Genomic DNA, 25,989 nt, shown 5'->3' with positions numbered 1-25,989 from the left:
ATCGTTTTGTTGTTAGATTGGTCATTTTGATTTATAATTGCCTTCTGTTTTTAAGAGAAGCACATAATGAAAAAGACTATTTCTGTATTTTTTAGTGGCACAGGGTTTTCTATTGATGATTCAGCAACGTTCCTTGCTGCCAATCTTTATGAGTGTGTTAAGCAAGGCGAGCAACAGATTAAGATGGGATTTGATGGTTGTGGGGTCGAATTCGGTCTTAGCGGTATAGTCTTTGGAAGTGGTTTGGATGAACAGTGCGACCGAGTCATTCAACGAATCATTGAGGAAATTGAGGCTGGTAACGAGATGACACTGAATGTGTATGGGCATAGTCGTGGTGCGGTTGGAGCACTGATGCTAGCACAACAACTCAGTGCAGTTGATCCAAAGTTACTATCGATTAACATGGCTTTGCTTGATCCCGTTCCAGGTAATTTGATTACGACGTCTACTTTTGATCCATTCAATATTAGTCTAGCTAATAAAACAATGGACTTAACTGACTGTAAACCGTTGAAAAAAGTTTTAGCTCTATATCCTCATGAGCCTTTGCCCGCCTTTGCTTTTCATGCGCCATTAATTGCTTCTTATCCAGAGGGAATTGAGTTAGATGAAGATGTAATTGGTGGTTGCCATGCTGAGGCGGAGCAGTTATCTAATTCTGCTTCAACCATAGCCAGTTTACGTATAAGCGAGTTTTTAACAAAGAATGGAACAAAATTTAATTCATCAGCTGACTATACAGATAACGCGGCATTAAACGCGGCTTACTTACAACAATACAAGCTGGAATTAGATAAAATCAATAAACTAGGTCCCATGACCCGAGATGCTCATTCTGCTAAAGGAGTCTATATTAATGCTAAAACAGGAGCCCAATATTTTAATGAGCATCATAAACGTTTAGCGTACGGTTCTGATGATGCAACTGTTGCTCTTACTATTGAACCCAGTTATGGCCCTGTTTCATTGTTTAAACGGGCAACCGCCACTTATCCTGTCGCATGGCAAATTTTGAAGTGGAGCAGCTTGAGTATTGGAATAGCCTGTTTACTCTTTTTTACCGGTGGTTTAGCTGCTATAGCTAGTTTGGGCGCTTTTAGTATTGTTGCTGCTGCGCCAGTGATAGGAGGGGCCTTAGCTACATTATGGTATGGGGCTATAAAGCCTGGTTTATTATGGGCAACCAATCGAATTTTTTATCCCTCGTATTCTATACGAGAAATAAACAGTGTCACTCTTGAGGCCGAAAAAGAGAGTACTGATAAACTACTGGATGTTTTTAGTGGCGAGGAATCACCTAAACCTGAAAAGCAATTACAACCAGAGGCACCTTATCATGGCCGTCGATTATTTGATTCTAAAGGGGCGAACCATAATACATCCTCTGAGCCCGCTTTTTCCAATGTATGTACCTTATAATGAGGTACAAAAATAGCAACGGCTAATTAGAAAATAAGTTGGGTTAAATGGAATATAGCCCAACAAAAAAACTCAATGTGAACTATATTTGTATAATAAACCGCCTGAATGATAGAGACAAAATGGGTACCGAAAAATTATCAGCGGATCTAGATCTAATAAGCAATGAAGACCAATGGAATGGTAAGGCAATTCGTCGGCGAAAAAAGCTTGCGCAAATGATGCAAGAAAAAATTCAGATTAAGGCAAATCCCCCTGAGGAAAAAGCATTTATTCAACGTTTGCTGACTAAGAAAATCCCCTTTCTTTCTGGTTTTTTGCAAAGTTTAAAAAGCACGGGTTCCTCAATTACCTCTTTGTTAATCAAGGTTCAAGATAGTTCTTCTCATGCATTACAAGGGGCTAATGCTGGTTTTCAGTATATTGGTCTTGGTTTAGCTGCAATTAATTTTGTTCGCATTCCCTTAATTTATCTTTCCGCGTTTATTGTAGGGGAAAAACCCCCATTCACTTTATCTACCGGCGCAAATTGGGCTTATTCGGCTGTGTTATTAGGGTTAACTCTAGCTGCTCTTTTAGTTCCTGTTGCCGCTCCGCCTATCGCAATTCTTATGGCGAGCATGGGGCTTGTTGCTGGGGTGGTTTCGTTGGGGAATATGATTTATCAACGTTATAAATTGCAAAAGTCCTTAAAAAACATTAATGCAGACATAGAGGAGAAGGAAGCGGTTTTAGATAGCATTCAACAACAGGCGCGAACATTAGAAGAGCAATTAACCAGTCTTGATAAAGAGGATAAGAATTATCAGACAAAGGCAGGTGAAATTTGCAAAAAAATTGATGCGTTAGAGCGACAATACGAAAGCACTAAGAATGAGTTACAAGGCTGTCACGATAAAAAATTGTTGGATGAGAAAACTCTTAGTGGTATGGGTAGCGCTGCATTTATGGATAAAGGGGTGGGCATAGTGCTTTCATCTATCGCTGTTATAGGTTTAGTTCTTAGTCTATTTTTCCCCCCGGTTGGTCTGGGACTTGTCGCCGCCAGCGCAGGGCTTGGAACTCTCTATGTTGTAGGGCGAGTTGCCGCTTCAGTAATTGGTCCTCTTCTCGCTCCCCATCTAAAAAAATTGGGGGAGAAGTTTGCGAACACATCCGAAAATACGGAGGATGAGCAGCTTTCTCATGATCTGGATAAAACGCTAACAAATCAGTCTCCTTCATCACCAGCAGAGCAAATGAATTATCGTTCTACTACAAGACAGGGGGAGTTGCCAATATTGGGATCTACATTGAAAACAATGAGAGGACTTTTTGGCGAAGAGGCAGGAAAACAATTACATGCACTTAAAGACGATGCTGTTGAAATGGGAAAGCTCGATGATCAATTGTTGAAGATCATTGAAAGTGGCAGTCATCTAGAGGCGCTGAATTTTTTTAGAAATTTAGCAGTGGTTGCTCAGAAAGAAAACTGTCCACATGGTGATTTACAGTGTCTATTTAACAAGTTTTCCAATATGAGTGGAGTATTGCCATTACTTGAAAGAGCACTTGATAAAGTTAAAAACGGTGATTTAGTATTGTCTGAAGTGGAAAGGGTTGAATTACACGCGTCTGAGCCTTTAATCGCTATTTTACAACAAAGTGAGCGACGTATTGATTTAGATTTTTTAGTCCCATCACACATATCTCACACCACAAGGTCAGATGCTGTGATGTCTGAAAAGCAGGAGAAAGAAGAATATGAGCAATGTTCTTTGAAGTAAATACGGCAAGCCTCATTTGTTATTTGCTCGCCACCTTTATTTTTGAATTATGCCTATCATTTTTACTCTACTTTTATCTTAAATATCACACATAAATTATATACGTGTCTCCACTAGACTGCGCCCCACACTTGCGTTGGGAAAAGGTCTATTGCAGAAATTACTTATTTTTTATATCGAACTCACTTTAAATAAGGTATGATTCCTTCATTATTAATAACTATTAAAGAAAAAAGATGAGAAAAATAGTTTTAATTTTGGCGTTGTTACCTTTAGTTGGGGTTGCCGTAGCTGATGAGGAGAATACAAGTACACCCTCAATTTTTCAGAATGAATGTAACAATACAAAAGATCCCGTAGAGCGTAAAAAGAATTGCCTACAAATGGAAAAACAAAAAGAGGCCGAAGAGGCGTTTAAAAATTTCCAAGAAAATAATCATATAGAAACTACGTTATAGAGGTAATCTCTCATTTCCGGGCATTAATTTAAGAGTCCAACTTATGCTATTTGGTAGCAACCTACATTATCTTCTCGATGAGAAATAAAGCGCTTAAGTTGATGTCATTAACTGTTGAGCGCTGTTCATTGGTCCAAGCTTTTTATCCAATGATCAATGTCATCATAATTTTGCGCAATTAAATCAACATTATTGAAGTGCGAATAATCAAGAGAGGAGGTCAGTGCTGCGATGCTCATTCCGGCATTCTTTGCTGCAGACGCTCCCTTCGGTGTATCTTCTATAGCCAAACAATACTGAGGATGTATGTCTAGGTGGCGAGCCGTAAGAAGATATCCTTCAGGTGATGGTTTGCCTTTACTGACATCGTCTATGGTTACAATGTGTTTAAAATATTTTTTTAACTCTCCATTATCCAATTTATTCAGGGTGGCATTTATTTCTTCTCGAGTGGCACCACTGCAGATAGCAAAGTGCTCTACTTTTTCTACATAAGTTCTTATAAAATTGTGCACATGAAATAATCCCTCTAAGGAGTCGTTATGATCAATAATGGCTTTATAGGCATATACTTTTTGAGTCATTAATGTGTTTATTTGCTTCGCCTCATAGAGAATATCTTTATCTTTGAAGAGCAAGGAAAATAATTCTTTATCTGATAAACCAACATATCGTTGAAAATATTCTTTTTCTGAAATATTAAAACCTAAATCAGATAAGACTTCATTATAGGCTTGTAAGTGTATAGGTTCACTATCAAACAACACCCCATCAAAATCAAAAATAATTGCTTTATATTTCATTATGTAATTGCGTATAAAATTTAATAAATTATATCATTAGAAAAAATTAGAAGCCTCATTTTATTAATTATTTTGTATTAATTATGAGTCTTTACTTGATAAGTCCTATGTTAGGATATTATTGGTGGAAGCCGCTTTACATAGGAGATGCACTGTGGAATTTTTGAATAAAAAAGTGATAGTGACAGGAGCTAATCGTAGCATAGGCAGAAAAATGGCGGTAACTATGGCCGAACAAGGTGCTGATGTGGTGATTAGCTATCATAATGATGAAATGGGTGCAGAGGAAACAATCAACGCAATTAAGGCAGCGGGGCGCGAGGCAGTAGCTCTTTATGCTGATTTCTCTCAAATGGAACAAGTGCTTGCTTTTGCAACCCAAGCAATTACTTTTTTAGGGCATGTTGATATCCTCATTAATAATGCCGGAATGTTGTGTCGTGAAACTCTGCTGGAATTACCTCCAGAAAAAATGCAGAGGGTATTTCAGGTTAACACTATTTCTCCTCTTTATTTGTTGCAATTGTGTGCCAACAATATGATTGAAAGAAATAATAAAGGTTCTATTTTAAATATTTCCTCCATTAGTGCCTCGATGACTATGACCAAAGGGATAGGGTATGCGGCATCTAAAGCGGCGATGAATAAATGGACGCAAAACGCAGCATTGGATTTAGCTCCATATGGCATTCGAGTTAACACTATCGCTCCAGGGGTGATAGAAGCTGGAATGAATGAAAATACAGCGGCGAGCAATCCTGATTTATGGGATTATTATCTTAGCAATATTCCTTTAAAAAGACCCGGAACTCCTGATGATATTACGAATATGGCCGTATTTTTAAGCTCTGAAAAAGCTGGATGGATTACAGGAAAGATTTTTGAGGTTGATGGTGGGCATGCTTTATAAAAAATAGTTTTAGAGCAAATATTGAACTATTTGCTATACTATATGAGTAACCTTAGGTATGGAAACAAGGAGGTTATCATGTCTAATCAATTACAAATGTTTGTTCGTGGAACTGATGGCAATTTATGGTTAGAGACAGGGCCGTTTGGTGATGTCCAGAGAACAATTGCAACACGTACTCAGATCGATGCTAATGTCAGCAATCTTTATTCTCAGGCCGGTGTAAACCGAATTTGGCGTACACCTTTTCAAGCAATCAATCCAGGAGAAGTATACGTATTAGGAAGTGATGATAACTTATGGCTAGAGCATGCTCCCTTTGGGGCAGTACCCCCTTCTCGTATCCATGTCGATGCTAATGTTTCTACATTTCAGGCAGTGGATTTAGGAACGATATTGGTATTAGGGACTGATGGTAATTTGTGGCTTGAGACAGCCCCTTTTGGCAATGTTCCCCCGCATCGTCAGCAAATCGATGGTAATGTGCAAGCATTTCAGGCTTTAGATATGAATACTATTTTCGTATTAGGCACTGATGGGAATTTATGGTTAGAAACAGCACCCTTTGGAAAGCAGATACCTCCATTGCGTCAACAAGTTGATGGCAATGTCATTCAGTTTTGGGCAATGGATTCAGGAACAGTCTATGTGCTAGGGAGTGATCTTAATTTTTGGTATGAGCCAGGTCCATTTGGTAATCTAGATATTACAACATCGATACGGACACAAATTGCTTCAAATGTAAATGACTTCCAGCCTTTACGTCTCTCAACAGATGGAGGCGAAGGTGGCGGTGTTAACGGCGGTTTGGCTGATGTGGTTTTTTTCTTGAAGCATGATGGCAGCTTATGGCTTGCGCAAGGACCTTATGAAGGACCCGATAAAACATCACAAACCAGTCATTTGATTTGTAATAATGCGGTTGCTTTTGACGCCCAAGATCCTTCGTCTCTTGTGGTAATCGATGGCAATCAAAATTTATGGCTTATGGGCGCACCATTTGATGCACAAAACACGTTGCAAGTAGATGGCAATGTAAATTCTTGCTTTCCATTATTCCCTAAAATGAACCTTATTGGCGGGGCTATTTCTTTCCGAGGAACTCACTCCTGATTAATATGAATAGACCTCATCAGAAACTCGCTGAGGGGGGATGAAATGCGGGGCGAAACGGCGCGCGGCTGCAAATACATGCGGATTCGTGCACTGGAGCGACGAAGCAATTCGCCCCCCATCAGTAGCGTTTCCAAACAAGTCTAATGACTGTCAATTAATTTTTTTAATTGGGGCCAAATGTTATCAAGAATTTTTTGCTGCGCTTGCTCATTAGGATGCAAGCCATCTTTTTGCATCAACCCGTCATTACCAGCTACCCCCTCTAAAAACATAGGAATGAGGGCGACTTTGTAGGTTTGTGCTAATTCAGTATAGGCGTGTTTAAATTGTTCCAGATATTGAGGACCATAATTAGGTGGAAGATCGGTTGCTAACAAAAGAACTTTGGCACCGGACTTTTGGCTTTCTGTAATCATGGTAATAAAATTATTTTTCATTTGCTTAATCGGAAGTCCACGCAGGCCATCATTTGCCCCTAGCTCAATAATAATTATTTTAGGCGTGTACTTTTGTAAGGCGGAGTGTATTTTGGCTAGACCATTGCTTGTAGTATCACCACTAGTACTGATGTTAATTACTTTAACATCGCCTTCTTTTTGCAGTTTTTCAGCTAAAAGATTAACCCATCCCTTTTGTACATCGATACCATAACCAGCACTTAAGCTGTCACCTAACACAACGATAGTCTTTGCTTGTAGAGGTGCTATTATTATGAAAAATATAAATAAGAGTAAATTTAGAGATCGCATGATGGCCCAAAAAGAAATTATAAGATTGGAACAAATCTATTATACAGTTAAAAATGGCGAGCAATACTTACCTATATTGACAAACATTAATTTGGAAATCAATGCCGGAGTGACTATAGCCATCACTGGTTCCTCTGGATCTGGAAAAACCTCTTTACTTAATTTGATGGCAGGATTCGAATTGCCGACCTCAGGTAAAATCTTTTACGATACCAAAGATATTACTTTGTTAGATGAAGATCAGCGGGCAAAGCTCAGAGCACGTCGAATTGGTTTTATTTTTCAATCGTTTCAATTACTTCCTAATCTTACTGCGTTGGAGAATATTATGCTGCCTCTGGAGATTCTACGCCAGGAGGATCCTTATCCCATCGCTAATTTTTGGTTAGACAAAGTGGGGCTTCATCATCGCGCGCATCATTTTCCTTTGCAATTATCTGGGGGAGAGCAACAACGCGTCGCTATAGCACGAGGATTTGCCATTTCACCTGCAGTTCTATTTGCTGATGAACCTACTGGCAACTTGGATATGAGTACGGGTAAAACCATTACTGAATTACTTTTTGCTTTAAATGAAGAGCATCAAACCACCTTGGTCATTGTCACTCATGACGAGCGTTTGGCTAAACGCTGCCAATTACATTGGCCGTTGGTCAATGGGAGTATACAGTGTTAAAATTTTCTTTCCTCATCAAGGCAATGATACGCGAATGGCGTAGCCGCGAGCTGACTTTATTATTTATCGCACTGATAGTCGCTGTGGCCTGCATTGGCGCAGTAAACAATTTTACCGCAATGGTTTCAATGCAATTGGAGCAAAGTGCTGTCAATATGCTTGGCGCAGATGCTATATTGACTAGCAAATCGCCTATTAAGTTAGAATGGATTCAAAAATCACAGGAAATTGGCTTAAAACAAACCGTCGCTCTTTCTTTCTCCAGTATGGCAATATATCAAGAGCAATTACAGCTTGTACAAGTAAAAGCTGTCTCTTCTCCTTATCCTTTGCGAGGTGTTCTAAAAATAGCGAATACTCTTTCCGACTTGTCTGGAACAGAGCAAAATAAGGCTCCCAGTCCTGGCACTGTGTGGTTAGAACCAAGACTTTTCTCCATATTGGCAACAAGGATAGGGCAGACAATTCAAATAGGCGCTTCTCGTTTTAAAATTACCGGGGTGATCCGTGATCAACCAGGACAGATTGGCGACTGGTTTGCAATTGCTCCGCGTATCATTATTAATTGGGCTGATGTAGCAAAAACAGAAGTGATACAGCGTGGCAGTAATGTGAATTACAACTGGTTACTGAATGGTACTCAAAAGCAATTGACAGAAATACAGAGTTTTTTAAACAAGCAGTCTGTTGATAAACAACAATGGCTAGACAGCCAAAATAGAAATCAACGAGTTACAGAAACTATAGAGCATACCCTAAATTACCTTAACTTAAGCACCGTATTGAGTATGATTCTTGCCGGAGTTGCCATCAGTATGTCCTCATTGCGTTACTGCCAGAGACATTTAAAACAAGTGGCTTTATTACGTTGTTTTGGCGCCTCTCAAGGTCAAATAATGCGCTTGTACATATCTAATATTGTTTTTTTGGGTCTTATTGCTTGTCTACTCGGCGCCGCCCTAGGTTATTCATTTCAACCGTTACTCATCAATTGGCTTGGTGGTCTTTTGCCGCAAACAGAACAACATTTCTCCTTGCGTCCTTTTTTTCTTAGTGTTGCAACGGGAATGCTCATTCTATTTAGCTTCTCTATAGGAACTATTTGGCAATTACGCAAGGTCAGCGCTATCGCTCTTTTTCGCCAGCAGCACGTAATATGGGGAAGGACTTTATTAGTAACATATGGCTTAGCTTTAGTACTCTTGGGCTTCATGGCTTATGTATATACAGGATCTTATAAAATTACTTGGACTGTGTTAATTGCCTGCATTCTATTTGTGGGCGTTGCTGTTTTAGGTCTTTGGTTCTTATTCGTTGGCCTAATGAAAACAGGGATCCATTTGTCTTTGAATTGGCGATTTGGTTTTACTAATATTGCTCATAACTTGCATGATAGTATGTTACAGGTTATAGGTATTGGTCTTGCTTTAACCGCTATACTTAGTTTGAACTTACTTAAAGATCATTTACTCAGTGATTGGCAGCGTCAATTACCAGGGCAAACCGCTAACTATTTTTTAATCAATATTGAGCCGGAACAGATTACTCCCTTGAGTAATTTACTAACAGCTAACCATATCAACAATGTTAGCTTTTATCCTATGGTTCGTGGACGATTAATAGAGGTTGATAATGTTCCGGTTAATCAACGCTATGGGGAGAAAGTCAAAAGCATCAATGCGTTACAAAGAGAGCTTAATTTATCATGGACGGGACAGTTGCCAGATAGTAATCAGATTGTTGCTGGTTCCTGGACAGTAACAGATCCTGCTGTGGATTGGGTTTCTGTAGATAAGGAGGTTGCTGATACGTTGCAATTGAAATTAGGAGATACTTTGTTGTTTAGCATTGGTGATATAAAGCAAAAAGTGCTCGTTTCAAGTTTCAGACAAGTAGACTGGAATTCTTTTAAACCGAATTTTTTCATGTTGTTTAAGCCAGGGCTACTAAATCAATTACCCCAAACCATGATCACCAGTTTTTATTTACCTTCTGAGCAACAAAAGGTGTTATTGCAAATTAACAAACAATTTCCTAATGTGAACCTGATTGATGTGACCAACACCATTAGTAAAATACGGACTGTATTTACCAGCGCAGGCAACGCAATAACGTTTATTTCCTTGTTTTCTTTCTGTATTGGAACAATTATTGTTATCCTGGCTATTTTGTCGTTTAGCAACACTAAAATACAAGAAACAAGGGTTCTGAAAATTTTTGGAATGGGACGTAAGACCCTATTATGGGTGCGAAGCAGCGAAGCTTTTTTAATTGGTTTATACTCCGGTGCATTGGCTATTTTTACCGCTTTTTTTATCAATTGGTATTTGGCAGAAGCGTTGCTCAAAAGTCAATTTTTAATGCCAGGGTTTCTTTTTATTACCGTACCTCTTGCTACTGCCCTTTTAATGGTCTTGATTAATATAATGATTCAAACAAAACAATACCAAGTTAGATCTCACTCTTGGGAAGTTCCCTAAGGACTGATCTTAGTTATCGAACTCATCAGGGTTTTTCACCTGAAGCTATTTTATATGTACGAGTTTAATTTTTACTTGTCTCTTATTTGTCGTTTAATTTGGATTAATTCTTTTTTTATTTCAGTAATTTCAGCAAGTCGTTCACAATTAAATTTTTGCGCAAAAATTAAAAACTCAATAGCATCGTTTAGGCATTCTGTGGCATTAGAGTATTGTTTTTCTATTATTTTATCACCAGAATTATCAACATAAATACCAGACATATAGAGCTTATAAGAGCAGGAGGCTCTTTTTTGGCTTTCTTTTATTTCCCCAAGGTGTTTGGCCAAAACATGACACTGGCTTGATAGAGAGGCATCATCAAAAACAGGGGCAGAATAACTGGAATGAGGTATAAATGTTGCAAGACTAAATGATATTGGGAGAAGTATATTTTTTAACATGTTAATCCTTTAATTTTTTATAAATGGCTCATTATAGAGTGTTATAAGAGCATCCATCATGCGACAAGTTTGAATCACTGAAGCCAAAGACGTTTTGCTCTCAAACTCAATACGTCGGCTGATATTAGATAAATACGTCTAAATAATCAACCGTGAAAATAGTATACAACTAATCGCTTAGTTATTGGTGAAATAATAATATGTTAAGCTTTTTTGTGTAATATTAGTACTTTTAGATTGAGAATTTGTTATGATCGTTCTGTATGTTCCCTTTGCTCATCATGCTGCCGGTGACTTAACTTCATCAGTTGAGCATTGGAAAAAAAATCATCAATTGAACTCCTCTCATCCCATACGTATCATTTTTTATGGCGATGATTCTGACTTAGATACGGCACTACTTGCAAATGAGCCGTTGGAGATTTTTATTTGCGCTCATGGAGCGGATGAACATCCTAACCAATTAGCAAATAACTCTGACTTCTCTAAGACCAATTGGCTTGATATCAAAGAGGTTGCTGCACGATTTAATAGTGATTTTTTAATTGTTGCTCATCAGATTTCTGCCATTCATTGCTATTGTTGTGGCAGTGACCACAAGAACAAGGCTCTGGCCAGTTTATTTCGTACTCACTTATTGCGCTCAGGAATGCCTATTTTCAGTTATGGTGGTTCTCTTTTTGGTGCTGATCATAAAGGTATATTATGGGCTGTCAAAGGAAATCAAAAAATACAAGCAAGAGATACAGCCTATATTCTTTTTAGTAGAGAGGAATCTTTAGGAGAGCTTTCATCACGTAAACATCCTAAAGAAGTGGATTGGACAGCACTCCATGAACAGTGTCGGGAAAAAAGGCGTGAGCAGTTTTTCGCGGGTATTAAAGAGCGAAAACGAAAAAATCGTGATGCGCATCGAGAGGCTAGCTTTTCCTCACAGAAAAGTAATTATAATTTTTAGCTAGATATTCGTTCTAGGGCGGCACTATTATTGGACATCAATTGCCAAAAGGGTACAATGCATAAAACAATCAACTAATTGAGAATAATATGGATACTGCTCCTAATTGTCCAGAATGCAATTCAGAATATACTTATCGCGACGGTTCACTTTTTGTTTGTCCAGAATGCAGTCACGAATGGTCTTTAGAAGAACGTGAAATGGCACATGAACAGGCCCTTCTTGTTAAAGATGCGCATGGTAATATATTACAAAATGGTGACTCTATTACTGTCATAAAAGATTTGAAAGTCAAAGGCTCTTCGGCAGTAGTCAAAGTGGGAACTAAAGTCAAAAATATTAGGCTTGTTGAGGGCGACCATAATATCGATTGTAAAATTGAAGGAATTGGTCCTATGAAATTAAAATCTGAATTTGTTAAAAAAGGATAATCGTACTTACCCCTTTCGGATAAGATCGCGGGATAATGTAGATGCTGTCTTATCCGAAATTAGCGTTTTTAAGTCTGGAGTTTTCAAGAGATGGTTTCGCCGGGCAACAAATTGCCCGACACCGAGATTTCCTCTGTTTTCCCCACCAATCATACCTACTTTTATGAGAGGCTTTTCTGCTTATGCTGGTGAGCCTTTGGTTTGTCAGGTGGCGTAATGAACCATCCCCCACCTAATGCCTTGATCAATTGAACACTGGCTGTTTGCCTTCTTAGGCGTATATTGACTTCTGCAAGTTCCGTTTGTAGGGCTGTATTTTCGACAACGACTACTTCGAGAAAGGTAATGACGCCGCCAATATATCTATATTTGGATTGGACCAAAGCTCGTTGTGCGGCTTTTGTTGCAGCGATAGCCGTGCGCTTTTCTTTATCTAGCTGCCTTATGGCGACTAAGTAATCTTCAACCTCTTGCACAGCGGTTAATACGGTTTGGCGATAATTAGCCACTGTTTCAAAATAACTAGCATTGGCTTGTCTTAATAACCCCGATAGTTTCCCTCCATCAAAAAGAATCATAGATGCTGTTGGTTGAATCAATGATAGAGATGTAGCTGGACCAATAGCCCAGAATAGGCTGGGCTTAGAGAAAAGATTAGATAACGTTTTGCTTTGAACACCTAGAATTCCAGACAAATTGAATTGAGGGAAAAAGGCGGCACGGGCAATGCCTATGTTAGCATTTGCTGCTTCCACCCGTAGTTCTGCCGCTACAATATCAGGTCTACGCTCTAAAAGAGTAGACGGTAAATCAGGAGAAACACTTATATAGTCTCTAGGTAATTTCCCTGGGGGTAAGGAAAAATCTGCTGGAAATTTACCAATGAGAATTGCAATGGCGTGTTCCAGTTGGGCACGTTGTAAACGTATATCCGCTGCCATTGTTTTCGCATTTTCTAGTTGAGTTTCTGCCTCATCAACATCGGCAATTGGTGCGGCTCCGCCTTTATGTCGTTGCTTTGTTAAATAAAGAGCTTTTTGATATGCAACTACCGTAGTGTCTAAAATTCGTTGTGATTCATCTGCTGCCCTTAAAGAGAAATAGTTATTCGCAAGAGCTGCATGTAAGCTTAAAGTGGCAGCAGCAAGATCTGCTTCACTTGCTTTGGCAAGGGCTTTACCTTGTTTCACTGCATTACGTACACTTCCCCATACATCAATTTCATAATCTAGATCAGCACCAAGTAAATAATTATTATAAATAGGCATAGTGCTGGGATTAGCCATAGTCACAGAGGTTTTCTGCCTCGATGCATTAGATATTGCTTCAATGGTTGGGAATAAGGCGGCTCGCGCTACTTGAGCTAAAGCACTGGCTTCTTGATAACGGGCGAATGCTGCTTTCAAATCTTGGTTTGCAGGAATGATATTTTCTTCTAGTTCGTTTAATGTGCGATCATGAAATACTAGCCACCAAGGGCCTGGTGTGCCTTGTGGGGGAGCAATTTTAACAGGAACCCATTTTCCCGTTTCTTTAAAATGATCGGGAACTGGCATAAAAGGTCGTTGATAAGTAGGTGCTAGGTTGCAACTATTCAGAGCAAATGCCAATGTCGCTAGTGCAGCTATTTTTCTCATGAGGCAACTCGTATTTGTTCTCCTGCCAATATAGAGTCCGGAGGATTTATAATGATTTTATCTTTAGGGGTTATTCCTGATTCAATTTCAACCTCGGAGCCAAAATCACGGCTTATTTTAATGGACTTCAACACCACTTTGTTGTTTTTGTCCACAATAGCTACTTGTAACCCCTCTGCTCGAAAAAGAAGGGCATTGACTGGTAATCTAACAGTGGTTGCTAATACAGGAAAGTTAAACGTGACTTCGGTGTATCCACCAGGGAGCAAAATCCCTTTTTTATTTTCTGCGCAAAATTGGGCTAATAAAGTAAATGAGGCTGGGTCAATAGCTTGAGCGCTATCTATTAGTTTTGCCGGAAAAACCTGTCCTGGATGTTCTGCAAAGGTTAAGGTAACAGCCATATTCGGGGTTATGCGGGAACTGTAATTCTGCGGTATATTAACGTAGATTCTTAACGGATCCGTCTGTGATAATTTAAATAGGGCAACTCCATTTAGGCTACTACCGGCATTAATTAATGCGCCAATATCTGTAGTTCGAGAGGTAATCACCCCATCAAAAGGTGCGATAACACGTTCAAAACTAACTAATTCTTTTAAGCGTTCAACATTCGCTTGCGCCGATGCCACCACAGCCTGTAATGCGATTGCGGAGCTGACTTTTTCATCGGTTTCCTGTTTAGAAACTGAATCAGTTTTTAATAAATTTAACCATCGTTTCGCTGTTGACTGAGCTAAGTTATTGTTTGCTATAGCAGTGTTTAAGTCCGACTTTGCTTGTGCATATTGAGCATCAAGTTCAGGTGTTTCAATAACAGCGAGTAAATCTCCTTTTTTAACGTGACTGCCTATATCGACATACCATTTTTTTATATAGCCGTTAGTCCGTGCATAAATGGTCGCTTCATGCCAGGCTTGTACGTTGCCAGGTAAAATTATTCTTTCGGTCCCTGTAACCTGTTGGGGTGAAATAGTAGCCACCACAGGGATGGCATTGAATTTAGTTTCGTTACGTAAAACAATAGCTGCATAGATGCGACAAGCAATAACGATCAAAACAAACAGACTAATAAGAGCAATGATTATTGTGATACGCGGATTTGATGATTTTTTGATTTGTGTATGCATTCGTTTAATCATGTTCTTTCCTTTGCTTTGCCTTTAATCTGCGATGGTGAATGACATAAAAAACAGAAGGGACGAAAAAGAGCGTGGAGACAGTGGCAAAAGATAATCCACCTATCACGGCACGCCCTAATGGAGCATTTTGTTCTCCTCCATCACCAAGCCCAAGAGCCATGGGCATCATGCCGATAATCATCGCTAAAGCAGTCATTAAAACTGGACGTAAGCGAGTTTTCCCTGCTTCAAGAGCTGCTTCGAAAGGGTTATTTGTTTCAACCAGATGCTCTCGGGCAAAACTAACAATAAGAATACTATTGGCTGTTGCTACCCCCATACACATGATTGCCCCAGTTAAGGCAGGCACGCTTAAAGGGGTAAATGTCATAAATAACATCCAGGTAATCCCTGCTATAGCGGCAGGTAGTGCTGTAATAATGATGAAAGGATCAGTCCATGACTGGAAATTAATAACAATTAATAAATAAACTAATAAGATAGAGAATATCAATCCCCAATAAAGACCGTTAAAAGAATGATGTTGTGTTTGAATCTGACCACGTACCACAACGGAAGAGCCTTTAGGTACTTCTTTTTTAGTTTGTTCAAGAATTTCATTGATATCATTAGCCACAGATTTTAGATCTCTATCCTGAACTGCAGCAAAAATATCAATAACGGGTTGAACATTATAATGAGATTCTACTACAGGCCCATTAATCCGTTTGATTGTTGATAGAGCACCTAAAATTTGTGCTTGATTGGGGGCATTTATATTCGAAATAGGGACATTGCGTAAGGCCTGAAGTGAATCCATAACGTATTGCGGTGCTTGAGTCACAATAGGGTAAGAAACTCCATTTTGTGGGCTTAACCAAAATGTTGGTGTTGTTTGGAAACTACCTGATAAGGTAATTAATAAGTCTGATGCTACATCATATTGGGTAAATCCTAATTCACTGGCTTTGCTGCGATCGACGGTTACCATAAATTCAGGATAGTTATTGGCTTGTCTAATGCGGACATCAACAAGACCTGGCACTAACTTTAGACGTTTTAATAGTCGATCAGCATACTTTGTATTTTCTTCTTCTTTTAAGCCAATAATTTGGAGGTCTATGGGAGATGAGAGACCGAAGTTAATAATTTGATTCACAATATCCGCTGGAAGAAAAGCAAAGCTCACGCCGGGGAATTTTTCTTGTAATTCTGTTCTTAGTGTTTTGACGTAGTCTGGGGTTGGCTTATGACCATCTTTTAATGAAATTAATATATCGGCATCAGCTGGTCCTACTGGCGCCGAGTTGCTATAAGATAAATTAATACCGCTTACCGGCAAGCCAATATTATCTACGATATTATCCAGATCCTTCTCCGGGATGATCCGTCTAATTTGAGTGTCAATATTATCAACAAGACGAGCCGTTTCTTCTACACGTGTACCTGTTGGGGCACGTATGTGAAGTTTAATTTGTCCTGCATCAACGTTGGGGAAGAAATCGGCACCAAGCCATGGCCATAGTAGAACTATTGAGACAACGACAAAAGCGAGAAAACCACCGATAAATAGAGAGGCATTTTCTAGTACTCGTGATAATAAGGCATAATAACGCTTACGGAAGGCTTCAAATTTTTCCTCAAAAGCATTATGAAAACGAACAAAACGATTGTTAGTTTGTTGATGTTCTTTGATTAAGTCATGGGGTTTTAATAAATATTTAGCCAATGTGGCGACAAGAGTACGCGATAAGATGTAAGAAGCGAGCATAGCGAAAATAACGGCTTCTGCTAAGGGAACAAACAGATATTGCGCCACGCCACCTAAATAAAACATCGGTACGAATACAATACAAATACATAAAGTTGATACTAATGCAGGTATAGCAATTTGCTTCGCTCCGTCTAGAATAGCCTGCTCCACCTCTTTGCCTTGTTCTAAATTCCAATTAATATTTTCAATAGCTACTGTAGCATCATCGACTAAAATACCTACAGCTAAAGCCAAGCCCCCTAGGGTCATAATATTTATTGTCTGTCCTAGGGCGGAAAGTAGCGTAATAGAGGCTATGACGGATAAAGGAATAGACAAGGTAATAATTAACGTACTGCGCCAACTGCCTAAAAATAATAGAATCATCAGTCCCGTTAAGGCTGCTGCGATAACTCCTTCGACAATGACTCCTTTAATGGCAGCAGTCACAAAGATTGACTGATCGGCCAATAAGGTTAAATTCAGTCCATTAGGCAGGCTTTCTTTAATTTTAGGGATTAAGTCCTTAATGCGACTAACAATATCTAGGGTAGAAGCATTCCCTGTTTTTTGTATGGACATCATTACGGCGCGTTCTCCGTTCACGCGTACGATGTTAGTTTGTGGTGCGAAACCATCGCGCACATGAGCCACGTCACGCACATACAGCACTCGTCCTGGAGTCGTTTTTACCGGTACATCATTGAGTTCCTCTGCTTTGAGAGGACTACCATTTAATTTAACAATGTATTCATATTGACCAATTTTTTGGGTTCCTGCAGGTAAGATAAGATTTTGTGCCAATATCGCGGCATTAACTCCTTGGGCTGACAGGCCATAAGTTTGCATGGCTTGAGGATCTAAGTCCACCTGGATTTGGCGCGTTTTTCCTCCGTAAGGATAAGGTAATGCCGCGCCTTGCACTGTAGCTAGCTGTGTACGAATGAAATTATTCCCCAGGTCATTTAAGTTTTGCTCAGGGAGTGTGGCACTGGATAAAACTAGTTGCAAAACAGGAACTGTTGATGCTTTATAACTCAAAATCAGTGGGGGTAGCGTTCCTGGTGGTAGGTTGCGGAGCATGGTTTGTGCTATAGCTGTAACTTGGCTCAGAGCCATATCCACATTAACATCAGGTTGAAAAAACAACTTAATAACGCTGACGCCAATTAATGATTCTGACTCGATATGTTCTATATCATTAACCGTGGTGGTTACTGCACGCTCAAACACACTGGTTATCCTATTCCCCATTTCATCAGGGGGCAAACCAGTGTAGTTCCACACTACACTGACGACGGGAATATTAATGTCGGGAAAAATATCTGTTGGGGTTCGCATGATAGCGAGTGGCCCAATAATAAGGAGCATCAGAGCTAATACTATAAATGTGTAAGGTCGTGAAAGAGCAATCCAAACGATCCACATAACATCCCATGTTCTTCATTTATTTTGAATTCGACAGTATAACAGTGAATGCAGTAGAAATATAATAACTGGTTGCAATAAAAATGATAAATTGCTCTTTCCAATTAGCCTTTATTTTTAAGCGGATAACATCGTTGTACTGGAATATTCCATATCATCTTGCTCTTTTATATCATCTTGTGTTTCAGGAGTAGTCTCCTCAAATTGAACAGTATATTCTGATATGTCTAACTCAATAGAAATACTTTGTTCACCAGAGGTTAAAAAGTGCTGATAACTAATATCTTCAGGGGACAGGGACAAATGTAGTGCGGCAAAATTAAATGCAGTAACTGCTTTTTTTAATGAGTTGACCTCGGCTTCAGTTCCAGAAACCAATATTTTATTCGTTGCATCTCTTTGTTCTTTCTCGCCACCAATAAACGCTAATGTTTCTATAGTGATATCACTTGTAGCCCCTAGTCCAGCAAAAGCCCGTAATTTTTCGAAGAAGTGAGTTAATATATTGACTGCTTGTTGATCATGCGGTGTTGATGATAGGTCAAAGCCAGTCCAATGATATAATCCACAATACTCAATTTCCTCATCTTCGTCGTCATCCCAAAACGAACCTTGTACGAGAAACGCGATGCACGTGGTGAGGCCATGGGTAGTTAACGCGGTATTTTCATCTGAAGTAAAACGTACTTCACTCATATTCACTTCAATGGTTTTTGAGGGCATGCTCAATCTTATCCAGTTAGCTGGTGTAACGGTGTAGATTTAATGGATAGGATTCAACACTACTTTTACATCGTGTACATCAATTTTTATTGAGGGCGCATTTTATCATAAAATGAACAAACTGAAACACTCTTGGGAAAAATCTATCCTTCTACGTCTCTTTCTTTTAGAGAAACCACTCTAGCAGTAAACATATATCCTCCATTACGAATGGTTTTAATTAAAGCCGGCTTTTTGGCATCTGCCTCTATTTTTTGCCGTAAGCGACTTATTTGTACGTCTATTCGCCGATCAAAGGGATTAAGGTCACTATTTTTAGTGATTTGTAAGAGAAACTCTCTATCGAGTATACGTTGCGGTTGTTGGACAAAAGTCAGTAATAAATCATATTCTCCCGCACTTAAGAGCAACTCTTGGTTGTTATCTCCAAAGACTTGGCGAGAAGCTGGATATAAGCGCCAATTGGTGAACATAATTACTTCTTTTTCGTGGTCTATTTTTTGTTGGGTGCGCAGAACTCGCCGAGAAATGGCATTGATTCGAGCGTGTAATTCGCGAGGATAAAGCGGTTTAGTAACGCAATCATCTGCTCCCGCCTCAAGCATAGAAATACACATTTCTTCATTGACAACGTCATTGATGACGAGTAGAGGCACTGGATAGTTATTGTAAAGTTGATGAATTGCTTTGGGATCCGGTTGTAAAATGGACCAATGAATTAAAATCGCAGTAGGCATTTCTTTTTCTAGATGTATAGGGTGTAATGCACTCTGCTGAATTATATCTAAATTAAACTTTAAAAAATAATCCTTTAGGTCTTCACTGACCGGTGTCGGGTCAATAAATAGCAAATAATGGCCTTGTGACATCGATTTGCTCCTAGAAGATTAAAAGTTTGGTTTAATTTTGTCAATTTTACTCCTTGGTTGCAAATAATTTTAATTATTTAGAAAGAGTATTTTATCTGTGTTTTTAATATTTGAACAATTTGTTTAATAAAAGGCAAGTAAATTTTTTATTTTGATGTTATGTTTAAATTAGGGGCATGTCTTATTGGTTTGAAAATGCTTTTTTGAGGAGGCAAGGATGGCTCAAAATACACCTAATATATTGCAATGGCTTATTAAGGATGAATATAAGGCTATAGCAGAAATTAAATACGAACAAAAACAATTAGAAAGTCGCTTAAATAAATATGTGCAACATGAGAAAGAACACGCTCTTTTTTCTGCTGAGATCGATGCATTATGTAATACTTTATCTCAGAAATATCTTGATTATCTTCAAATAATTGATGCCTCTATAACAAGAGAACGTATCGAATTACCTGAGCCTGATAGAGCACTGACTTGGCAACAACAATATGCTTTAATTTTACACTTGAAGCAACAGCTATATAAAACAGTCCATCATCAAGAAGAGTGTAAAATACTCAAGGAAATAGCTTCTCTTTATTATTATTTTAATCGATTGTCTCATTTCCCTCCTACTACTGCTAACAACGCAGGGGAGCATTCTGCAGTATTCAAAAAGATATTTAGACAAGACAATCTACAGATGTGGTTGATTGCCGTAGTCGATTTTTGTAATGAAAATAATGTTCAAGAGGCTGAGTTGTCTTCCTTATTTCATGAGTGGACCTCATCACAGCTTCAATCAGCATTAGACTTTTTCGCCTCGCCTAAATTAGTTGATTTAGTTAATGCCCTATTTATCTACAAGCTATATCCGGATAAATTATTTAAAGAATTAATCCATCCCGAAAAACTAGTTTCGGTCCGTACACGAATTGGCTTATTACATCATCAAATTGAAATATTAGAACAAAGCTTATATAACGCAGCCCTGCAACAGGGTTTAAAACCAGAAGTTGATTATTTATTTCATGGGGATGAACTACCGCAGGGAATAATGATAGACGTCGATGAAGAGTTCAGAGAGTTAATTCAACTAGCAATTAAATCAGTAAAGGTGAAATATACACATGAAAGTGAAGAACAAGTCACTCTCGAACGATTATATGATCTTGGCCTAGCTTATAAATTTTGGTTTAACCCGAATCGTTTGATTGACGCAGCGATGGTATTACAACAACGTTTAGTGAAAGATGATATTGCTGGTGAAAACAAGTTATCCGTATTTTCGCAGAAAATGGTTCTTTTATACGGACAGTTAACTACAACGGAGTGTCTCGATCTCTATGGCTATTTCGCCAATAATGACAGTCGCTATTTACTGTACACATTAATTGCCATAAATAAAGGTCAACCTCTGGAATGGCTGCCTCCTTTAAGTCTGTCTGAAAAAAATGCGATTGCTCAGGTATTGCAGGCATTGCAATGCGTTATGGAAGCCTTGCGGAATGAGTTGAAAATCAGACATGTTGCTACCGAGCCTTACGGTTATGATTTAGAGAAACAACACATACATACGGGACGTCGTAATCGTGATGCTGTGTTTCGTATCATAGCCATTTATGGTAGTGAAACAATCATCACAAATAACAGAGTAGAGGAATTATTTAATTTAATAGAAGATAGAATTAGGAACAGTGGTGGCTAAGTGGGGATGAGGAGCTTATTATACGGTATATTGAAACTATTCCGGAGAAACTACTCCTTTAAGTCAAAATAGCTAAAAAGGGGGAGGATAAACAACGTTGGCAATTTAAGACGTAGGCTGGACGCAGGATCAACCTACATTATCTTTTCGATATGTCTTAAGGAAGAGGGAGAAACAATTTCTTTCCATAAAAATGATAAAGCTGTTGAGAGAGTACACTTGCAGGTGTTTTTTGTGCAAAAGTGCTGTGTAAATCGTCGGTCCACTCTCCATTAGAAAGATTTTGTATAACTGCTATATAAGTTCTATCGTCTGGATAAAGAGCTAATACCCAGTTACCGCTAATAATTCCATATAATTTTTGATCATCAAAATACTTTAGCTTATTCTGTTTGATTTCCAGCTCGTCACTGTTGGGATTAACCGTATAAAATTCTTTTCCTATTTCCATGGCTTTTTCTTTGGAGAGCAGTTGATTAGGAAACATGCCGCTTTCAATAAAGAAAGCCCTTTCTGGCAACTGGGCTTGTGGATTCAGAATAGCTGGTAATAAGGAAATACCATCCATGCTGTATTGATTTTTGAGATGAAGAAAATCAAGGATCGTAGGAGCAATATCAATAAGAGCTATTCGCGTATTTATTTTATGATTTGACGTTATTCTTTTGCCATTCTTGTAAATATTAAACGCCAATACACTGTGATATTGTTTGGGGCTTAATATATCTGAGCCATGTCCCGCACTTTTATTGAGTACCGTTGCTGTTTTATCCTGAAGGTATTGAGCAAATCGGCTTGGTGGTGTTCCTTGGTAATTTTGATAATTAGTCAATCGTGTATTGGGGGAATATATAACCTCTCCATGGTCGCTTAATATAATTACTATGCTGTTATGAAAATAATGATTTTTTTGTAAAAAATTAAAAAATGAAGCGAATTGCTTGTCTACTCGGCGCAGCGCACTTTGATACAACCGAGCACGTTTTAGGATACTGAATTCATTGTTCACTTCTTCTGGTGACGATTCAGCCCATGCATAGGGCCAATGGGGGAGAGTAAAATGTACCGCTAAAAAAAGCGGTTGCTTGTCTTGTGATAGAGACAACTGGCTTCGTAATTTGCTGTCAAATGAGCTGGGATAATAGGAAAAAAAGCTGGCTCTGTTGATGTAGTTATAAGGGAAAAATCGTGCGCTGATACATGCATTAATCAGTAAGTTACTGAGTGGAAAATCATTGAATGTACCTAGTAAGATATCATTAACGCCCAGTTTGGGACCGATAATTTGTTTAAATCCAAAGTCCTTATCAATGCTGTTGAATCTTCGATCATCTGTTGCATAAATGGTGTCATAGCCTTGTTTATCTAGCATCCAAATAATACTTTTTTTACTTTCTATAAATTGTTTAGGGACTAAATTTTCTTCAGCATGATGATGTTCCGCATATAAACCGGTAAGCATGCTCGTCCACGCAGGATAGGTTCTGGCTAATGGACTAATCGCGTTGGTAAATTGCATGCTATTGCTGAGTAGTTGATGTAGAAATGGCATATTGTCTTTATTAATGCTTTCCGGGCTTAATGAGTCAATTCCTAGCATAATAATGTTCGGTTGAGATTGCTGTTCTCGATTTGATTCCGTAGCAAAATAATGACTGGTAAAGATAAAGATGGAAATGATAACCGACACCAAGATCGCGGCACATAGATTTTTGCGATAACAAAGACTATTGAGTAATAAAAAAATTATCCCCAGAGATGAAAGGCATAACACGATTAACATAACTTCAACCGGAATTGGAGGGCAAAATAACTTGCTAAATACACTGAGAGGGAAAAAATAAACATTGGCGCTGATAATGGCGCAAACAAATATTGACCAAATAATGATTTGCCATTGTTCCACGGAGAAATGATGCCAGGATCTTTTTAATAAGGCTATGAGTAAAATGGTTTGAACTAATGATAAGAGCACGTAGAGACTTATGTGGACGATTAATGTAGCGAAAAGTTCTAAGTATATTTTGGCTGGTAGAGCAACGGTACCGACGAAACTGCTATTTTGTGAGCATATAAGAATAAGCTGAAGAGCAAAGAAACATAAATTGCATAATAAATAAAAATAAAAATAAGATATAGATTGGTTCTTCTTCATGAAATAGTGTCAGCTGGACTATTTAAATGCCAGTTGTAAATATAACTATCAATGCTATTAGTATGTTTTAATTGGCTTAGCAGAGGTTCTTGGGCAAACTGCAATAAATGGGTGATGACCCCCTGTTTGGTTCCGCCAAAATCCTCTTCATACCAATCATATAGTTTAGAAATGATCAATTTACCTTCAATGACTTGAACCCCTCTGAGCGAATTAATGTACGTTACAGCGGCTTCGTTGAGTTGCTGTTCTATAGTCAAACCTTGATATGCTTGTTTATTGAGATTAGGGGCGCCAATAGTTCCATTATTTAACGCATAGTGGGTACGGGGATCATTCCAAATGGAACGAATAATTCTATTATTGATGTCGTCAAGCGATAAAACATTATTGTCTATGGTGACTAGATTAGCTCCCCAAGGACCGACACTGAATAAACCAGGTGAAATATTGATTTCTTGAATATTACTCACTGGGTAATATCTCGCGACGGTATATATGGTCAAGGCATTATGAAAATTGATCCAATAAGCTAGTTGTTCATGGCGATTATAATTATCTATGTTAATCTGAGACATTTGTTGGATGTACTCTTTGAGTAAATCTATGTCATTCGGAGTTAATTTGGTATAATTAACTAAATTAATTTTTTCTTCATTGGTAATTACACAACGATCAAGAAATTCCTGCCAGAGTTTATGAGAAATAACTTCTTGAGATAGAGGATTATGCACTTCCCATTTAGGCCACAGACTTTTATGGAAAGAGGCGTGGGCAAATCCTGTAAAAAAGAATAATATCAAGAGCGAAATACATAGTTTTATATAATTATATCGTGGGCTTATTCTACACATTAATTACTGCTCTGTTACGGAGTGCACTTCCTATGGTGTTGCTATCTAAAAACTCTAATTCCCCACCTGAGGGTATTCCGTGAGCTAATTGGCTAATATTAATCGATTCCTCACGCAAGAGTTGATGAATGAAATGCACAGTAGTTTGTCCTTCAACACTAGGGCTTAAAGCAAGAATAACCTCTTTAATTCCTTCCTGGATAATCAAGTTTTTTAACTTAGGTAAACCTATATCATCTGGTCCAAGTCCATCAAGAGGAGATATTTTTCCCATAAGCACAAAATATTTACCTTGAAAGGCGTTACTTTGTTCTATGGCAGATACATCGGCAGGGCTTTCTACTACACAAAGTAGAGAGGAGTCTCTATTGAGATTCTGGCACAAATTACATAACGTATGCTCGGTGTAATTATTGCACCGTTCACAATAAACAATAGAATTCATTGCCTGCTCTAAGCAAGAAGCGAGGTGCAAACCCCGCTGTCTTTGATGTTGCAATAAATGAAACACCATACGTTGAGCTGATTTTGGTCCTACGCCAGGAAGACAGCGAAGAGCGTCTACCAGGCGGCTTAGAGTATCCATCGTTAGGCTTATTCCCCTTTATCTCCACCCATCAAATCAGTTGGAATGTTCAGACCAGCTGTTAATTGGCTAATTTTATCTTTAGATGCTTTTTCAATTTTACGCACAGCATCATTCACTGCTGCAGCAACTAAATCTTCTAACATTTCAACATCTTCATCCATTAGTGTTGGTTTGATTTTGACTTCTGTAACATCATGTCGGCCATTCATTTTAATCGATACCATGCCACCGCCAGATTCGCCACTGACAACTAATTGACTTAATTGTTGTTGAGCTTCTTGCATGCGTTGTTGCATCTTTTGAGCTTCTTTCATCAAGTTACCAAGATTTTGATTAATATCCATCACGTCCTCTTCTATTTAGGTTTAATTTTAATATTATAAGTCATCTTTGAGCGGGACAATAGAATTTTTGACCAATTCGGCTGAAAATTCTTTTTTAATCTGTTGTAGCAAGGGATCATTCTGTAATGCCTGTTCTGCTCCTTGCTGTTTTTCCTGAGTTAATTTTTCTTTGTGTTGAGCTGGTGTTGCATGTACTGCATCATTACTTTGTAGAGTGATTTTGACTGGGGTTTGATAGTAATTGGCCAGAGCAGCTTCAATGCGCGAGAGAATTGTTGGGCTGAATAAGGATTGATGGCCTTTGGCCACTTTTAGAATAATATCTCGTCCATTCTTAGCCACAAACTCTGCATTTTCAATTGCATTGAGTGCCAATCCAGCTAATTTGAGTTGTGATACTATGCTATTCCAATCATCTATTTTATTAGGTTGCAAAAAAGTCCCTTCTGCTGAGGGCGACTGGGGGACTGGGGCTGTGTTCAAATCCTCATGAACTAGTGGTGTATTTTGCTCTGTTTGAGGCGCCGCGTGTTTTGTTTCTGCTTTCGTTGTTATAGACGGCACAGGAAGGAGATTCCCCATAACAGGAGAAATTGGTTCGGCACTCTCTT

The 25,989-nt window shown here is 38.6% G+C and carries 23 protein-coding genes (1 of these 23 running past the window's edge); 10 read left to right on the top strand and 13 right to left on the bottom strand.

The annotated features are described in order from the left end of the window. Window positions 1-66 precede the first annotated feature (66 nt). From LFA_RS15770 to LFA_RS15760, 3 genes are all read left to right on the top strand, one after another. Window positions 67-1,422, top strand: coding sequence for an alpha/beta hydrolase (locus LFA_RS15770; RefSeq protein WP_045097016.1), 1,356 nt, complete (start codon window positions 67-69; stop codon window positions 1,420-1,422). 122 nt (window positions 1,423-1,544) lie between these two features. Beyond that, window positions 1,545-3,188: a hypothetical protein gene (locus LFA_RS15765; protein ID WP_045097015.1), complete on the top strand. Its 1,644-nt coding sequence runs from the start codon at window positions 1,545-1,547 to the stop codon at window positions 3,186-3,188. Between the two features lie 236 nt (window positions 3,189-3,424). Further along, complete coding sequence (locus LFA_RS15760) at window positions 3,425-3,646, top strand: hypothetical protein (protein ID WP_045097014.1); 222 nt, start codon at window positions 3,425-3,427, stop codon at window positions 3,644-3,646. Window positions 3,647-3,771: 125 nt separating this feature from the next. Here LFA_RS15760 and LFA_RS15755 read toward each other — a convergent pair whose 3' ends face one another. Beyond that, window positions 3,772-4,449, bottom strand: a complete 678-nt coding sequence (locus tag LFA_RS15755) for an HAD family hydrolase (protein ID WP_052674012.1) — start codon at window positions 4,447-4,449, stop codon at window positions 3,772-3,774. A gap of 154 nt (window positions 4,450-4,603) precedes the next feature. On the opposite strand from LFA_RS15755, the gene LFA_RS15750 reads away from it, so the two are divergent. Both LFA_RS15750 and LFA_RS15745 read left to right on the top strand, forming a co-directional pair. Continuing rightward, on the top strand, window positions 4,604-5,359 hold the full coding sequence (locus tag LFA_RS15750) for an SDR family NAD(P)-dependent oxidoreductase (protein ID WP_045097013.1): 756 nt from the start codon (window positions 4,604-4,606) through the stop codon (window positions 5,357-5,359). Between the two features lie 78 nt (window positions 5,360-5,437). Then, window positions 5,438-6,472, top strand: a complete 1,035-nt coding sequence (locus LFA_RS15745) for a hypothetical protein (RefSeq protein ID WP_045097012.1) — start codon at window positions 5,438-5,440, stop codon at window positions 6,470-6,472. Window positions 6,473-6,615: 143 nt separating this feature from the next. Here LFA_RS15745 and LFA_RS15740 read toward each other — a convergent pair whose 3' ends face one another. Continuing rightward, complete coding sequence (locus LFA_RS15740) at window positions 6,616-7,152, bottom strand: arylesterase (protein WP_231865866.1); 537 nt, start codon at window positions 7,150-7,152, stop codon at window positions 6,616-6,618. A 34-nt stretch (window positions 7,153-7,186) separates the two neighbouring features. Here LFA_RS15740 and LFA_RS15735 point away from each other — a divergent pair, with 34 nt between their 5' ends. After that, window positions 7,187-7,900, top strand: a complete 714-nt coding sequence (locus LFA_RS15735; protein WP_231865865.1) for an ABC transporter ATP-binding protein — start codon at window positions 7,187-7,189, stop codon at window positions 7,898-7,900. Further along, window positions 7,894-10,380, top strand: a complete 2,487-nt coding sequence (locus LFA_RS15730; RefSeq protein WP_045097009.1) for an ABC transporter permease — start codon at window positions 7,894-7,896, stop codon at window positions 10,378-10,380. The genes LFA_RS15735 and LFA_RS15730 overlap by 7 nt, the downstream gene beginning before the upstream one ends. Window positions 10,381-10,451: 71 nt before the next feature. Here the strand turns inward: LFA_RS15730 and LFA_RS15725 are convergent, their stop codons facing one another. Further along, complete coding sequence (locus LFA_RS15725; protein WP_045097008.1) at window positions 10,452-10,823, bottom strand: hypothetical protein; 372 nt, start codon at window positions 10,821-10,823, stop codon at window positions 10,452-10,454. Window positions 10,824-11,073: 250 nt separating this feature from the next. On the opposite strand from LFA_RS15725, the gene LFA_RS15720 reads away from it, so the two are divergent. Together LFA_RS15720 and LFA_RS15715 are read left to right on the top strand one after the other, a co-directional pair. Beyond that, complete coding sequence (locus LFA_RS15720; protein ID WP_045097007.1) at window positions 11,074-11,781, top strand: hypothetical protein; 708 nt, start codon at window positions 11,074-11,076, stop codon at window positions 11,779-11,781. An 89-nt stretch (window positions 11,782-11,870) separates the two neighbouring features. Then, the gene (locus LFA_RS15715) at window positions 11,871-12,212 is read left to right on the top strand and encodes a zinc ribbon domain-containing protein YjdM (RefSeq protein WP_045097006.1); all 342 of its coding nucleotides are present in this window, start codon (window positions 11,871-11,873) and stop codon (window positions 12,210-12,212) included. A gap of 161 nt (window positions 12,213-12,373) precedes the next feature. Here LFA_RS15715 and LFA_RS15710 read toward each other — a convergent pair whose 3' ends face one another. From LFA_RS15710 to LFA_RS15690, 5 genes are all read right to left on the bottom strand, one after another. After that, the gene (locus tag LFA_RS15710; RefSeq protein ID WP_045097005.1) at window positions 12,374-13,849 is read right to left on the bottom strand and encodes an efflux transporter outer membrane subunit; all 1,476 of its coding nucleotides are present in this window, start codon (window positions 13,847-13,849) and stop codon (window positions 12,374-12,376) included. Then, a complete protein-coding gene (locus LFA_RS15705) occupies window positions 13,846-14,991 on the bottom strand; it encodes an efflux RND transporter periplasmic adaptor subunit (RefSeq protein ID WP_045097004.1) in 1,146 nt (381 codons plus the stop codon). The genes LFA_RS15710 and LFA_RS15705 overlap by 4 nt, the downstream gene beginning before the upstream one ends. Then, a complete protein-coding gene (locus tag LFA_RS15700) occupies window positions 14,984-18,151 on the bottom strand; it encodes an efflux RND transporter permease subunit (protein WP_045097003.1) in 3,168 nt (1,055 codons plus the stop codon). Before LFA_RS15700 ends, LFA_RS15705 begins: the two co-directional genes overlap by 8 nt. A 117-nt stretch (window positions 18,152-18,268) precedes the next feature. Next, window positions 18,269-18,874 carry a hypothetical protein gene (locus LFA_RS15695; protein ID WP_045097002.1) on the bottom strand — a complete coding sequence of 202 codons (606 nt, stop codon included), beginning with the start codon at window positions 18,872-18,874 and terminating at the stop codon, window positions 18,269-18,271. 143 nt (window positions 18,875-19,017) lie between these two features. Then, the gene (locus LFA_RS15690; protein ID WP_045097001.1) at window positions 19,018-19,743 is read right to left on the bottom strand and encodes a winged helix-turn-helix domain-containing protein; all 726 of its coding nucleotides are present in this window, start codon (window positions 19,741-19,743) and stop codon (window positions 19,018-19,020) included. A 217-nt stretch (window positions 19,744-19,960) separates the two neighbouring features. On the opposite strand from LFA_RS15690, the gene LFA_RS15685 reads away from it, so the two are divergent. Beyond that, a complete protein-coding gene (locus LFA_RS15685) occupies window positions 19,961-21,436 on the top strand; it encodes a hypothetical protein (RefSeq protein ID WP_052674010.1) in 1,476 nt (491 codons plus the stop codon). 157 nt (window positions 21,437-21,593) lie between these two features. Here the strand turns inward: LFA_RS15685 and LFA_RS15680 are convergent, their stop codons facing one another. The 5 genes from LFA_RS15680 to dnaX all read right to left on the bottom strand — a co-directional run. Continuing rightward, complete coding sequence (locus LFA_RS15680; protein WP_231865864.1) at window positions 21,594-23,219, bottom strand: sulfatase-like hydrolase/transferase; 1,626 nt, start codon at window positions 23,217-23,219, stop codon at window positions 21,594-21,596. Between the two features lie 368 nt (window positions 23,220-23,587). Continuing rightward, window positions 23,588-24,445, bottom strand: a complete 858-nt coding sequence (locus LFA_RS15675) for a DUF547 domain-containing protein (RefSeq protein WP_045096999.1) — start codon at window positions 24,443-24,445, stop codon at window positions 23,588-23,590. Next, the gene (gene recR / locus LFA_RS15670; protein WP_045096998.1) at window positions 24,438-25,031 is read right to left on the bottom strand and encodes a recombination mediator RecR; all 594 of its coding nucleotides are present in this window, start codon (window positions 25,029-25,031) and stop codon (window positions 24,438-24,440) included. Before recR ends, LFA_RS15675 begins: the two co-directional genes overlap by 8 nt. Before the next feature lie 8 nt (window positions 25,032-25,039). Further along, window positions 25,040-25,378, bottom strand: coding sequence for a YbaB/EbfC family nucleoid-associated protein (locus LFA_RS15665; protein WP_045096997.1), 339 nt, complete (start codon window positions 25,376-25,378; stop codon window positions 25,040-25,042). Between the two features lie 33 nt (window positions 25,379-25,411). Then, window positions 25,412-25,989: the 3' portion of a DNA polymerase III subunit gamma/tau gene (gene dnaX, locus LFA_RS15660; protein ID WP_045096996.1), read on the bottom strand. Its footprint extends 1,240 nt past the window's final position; 578 of the gene's 1,818 nt are visible here — the last part of the coding sequence; its start codon lies off the right edge, out of view; it ends in the stop codon at window positions 25,412-25,414.

Source organism: Legionella fallonii LLAP-10 (assembly GCF_000953135.1).
GTDB classification, from domain to species: Bacteria; Pseudomonadota; Gammaproteobacteria; order Legionellales; family Legionellaceae; genus Legionella; species Legionella fallonii.
The sequence above is the reverse complement of the archived record's forward strand: the minus strand, read 5'-3'. Positions and strand labels throughout refer to the sequence as shown.

Coding starts and splice junctions, on each gene's coding strand:
- LFA_RS15770 (WP_045097016.1), top strand. CDS start 67: ATGAAAAAGACTATTTCTGTATTTTTTAGTGGCACAGGGTTTTCTATT.
- LFA_RS15765 (WP_045097015.1), top strand. CDS start 1,545: ATGGGTACCGAAAAATTATCAGCGGATCTAGATCTAATAAGCAATGAA.
- LFA_RS15760 (WP_045097014.1), top strand. CDS start 3,425: ATGAGAAAAATAGTTTTAATTTTGGCGTTGTTACCTTTAGTTGGGGTT.
- LFA_RS15755 (WP_052674012.1), bottom strand. CDS start 4,449: ATGAAATATAAAGCAATTATTTTTGATTTTGATGGGGTGTTGTTTGAT.
- LFA_RS15745 (WP_045097012.1), top strand. CDS start 5,438: ATGTCTAATCAATTACAAATGTTTGTTCGTGGAACTGATGGCAATTTA.
- LFA_RS15735 (WP_231865865.1), top strand. CDS start 7,187: ATGAAAAATATAAATAAGAGTAAATTTAGAGATCGCATGATGGCCCAA.
- LFA_RS15725 (WP_045097008.1), bottom strand. CDS start 10,823: ATGTTAAAAAATATACTTCTCCCAATATCATTTAGTCTTGCAACATTT.
- LFA_RS15720 (WP_045097007.1), top strand. CDS start 11,074: ATGATCGTTCTGTATGTTCCCTTTGCTCATCATGCTGCCGGTGACTTA.
- LFA_RS15715 (WP_045097006.1), top strand. CDS start 11,871: ATGGATACTGCTCCTAATTGTCCAGAATGCAATTCAGAATATACTTAT.
- LFA_RS15710 (WP_045097005.1), bottom strand. CDS start 13,849: ATGAGAAAAATAGCTGCACTAGCGACATTGGCATTTGCTCTGAATAGT.
- LFA_RS15705 (WP_045097004.1), bottom strand. CDS start 14,991: ATGATTAAACGAATGCATACACAAATCAAAAAATCATCAAATCCGCGT.
- LFA_RS15700 (WP_045097003.1), bottom strand. CDS start 18,151: ATGTGGATCGTTTGGATTGCTCTTTCACGACCTTACACATTTATAGTA.
- LFA_RS15695 (WP_045097002.1), bottom strand. CDS start 18,874: ATGCCCTCAAAAACCATTGAAGTGAATATGAGTGAAGTACGTTTTACT.
- LFA_RS15690 (WP_045097001.1), bottom strand. CDS start 19,743: ATGTCACAAGGCCATTATTTGCTATTTATTGACCCGACACCGGTCAGT.
- LFA_RS15685 (WP_052674010.1), top strand. CDS start 19,961: ATGGCTCAAAATACACCTAATATATTGCAATGGCTTATTAAGGATGAA.
- LFA_RS15680 (WP_231865864.1), bottom strand. CDS start 23,219: ATGTTAATCGTGTTATGCCTTTCATCTCTGGGGATAATTTTTTTATTA.
- LFA_RS15675 (WP_045096999.1), bottom strand. CDS start 24,445: ATGTGTAGAATAAGCCCACGATATAATTATATAAAACTATGTATTTCG.
- recR (WP_045096998.1), bottom strand. CDS start 25,031: ATGGATACTCTAAGCCGCCTGGTAGACGCTCTTCGCTGTCTTCCTGGC.
- LFA_RS15665 (WP_045096997.1), bottom strand. CDS start 25,378: ATGGATATTAATCAAAATCTTGGTAACTTGATGAAAGAAGCTCAAAAG.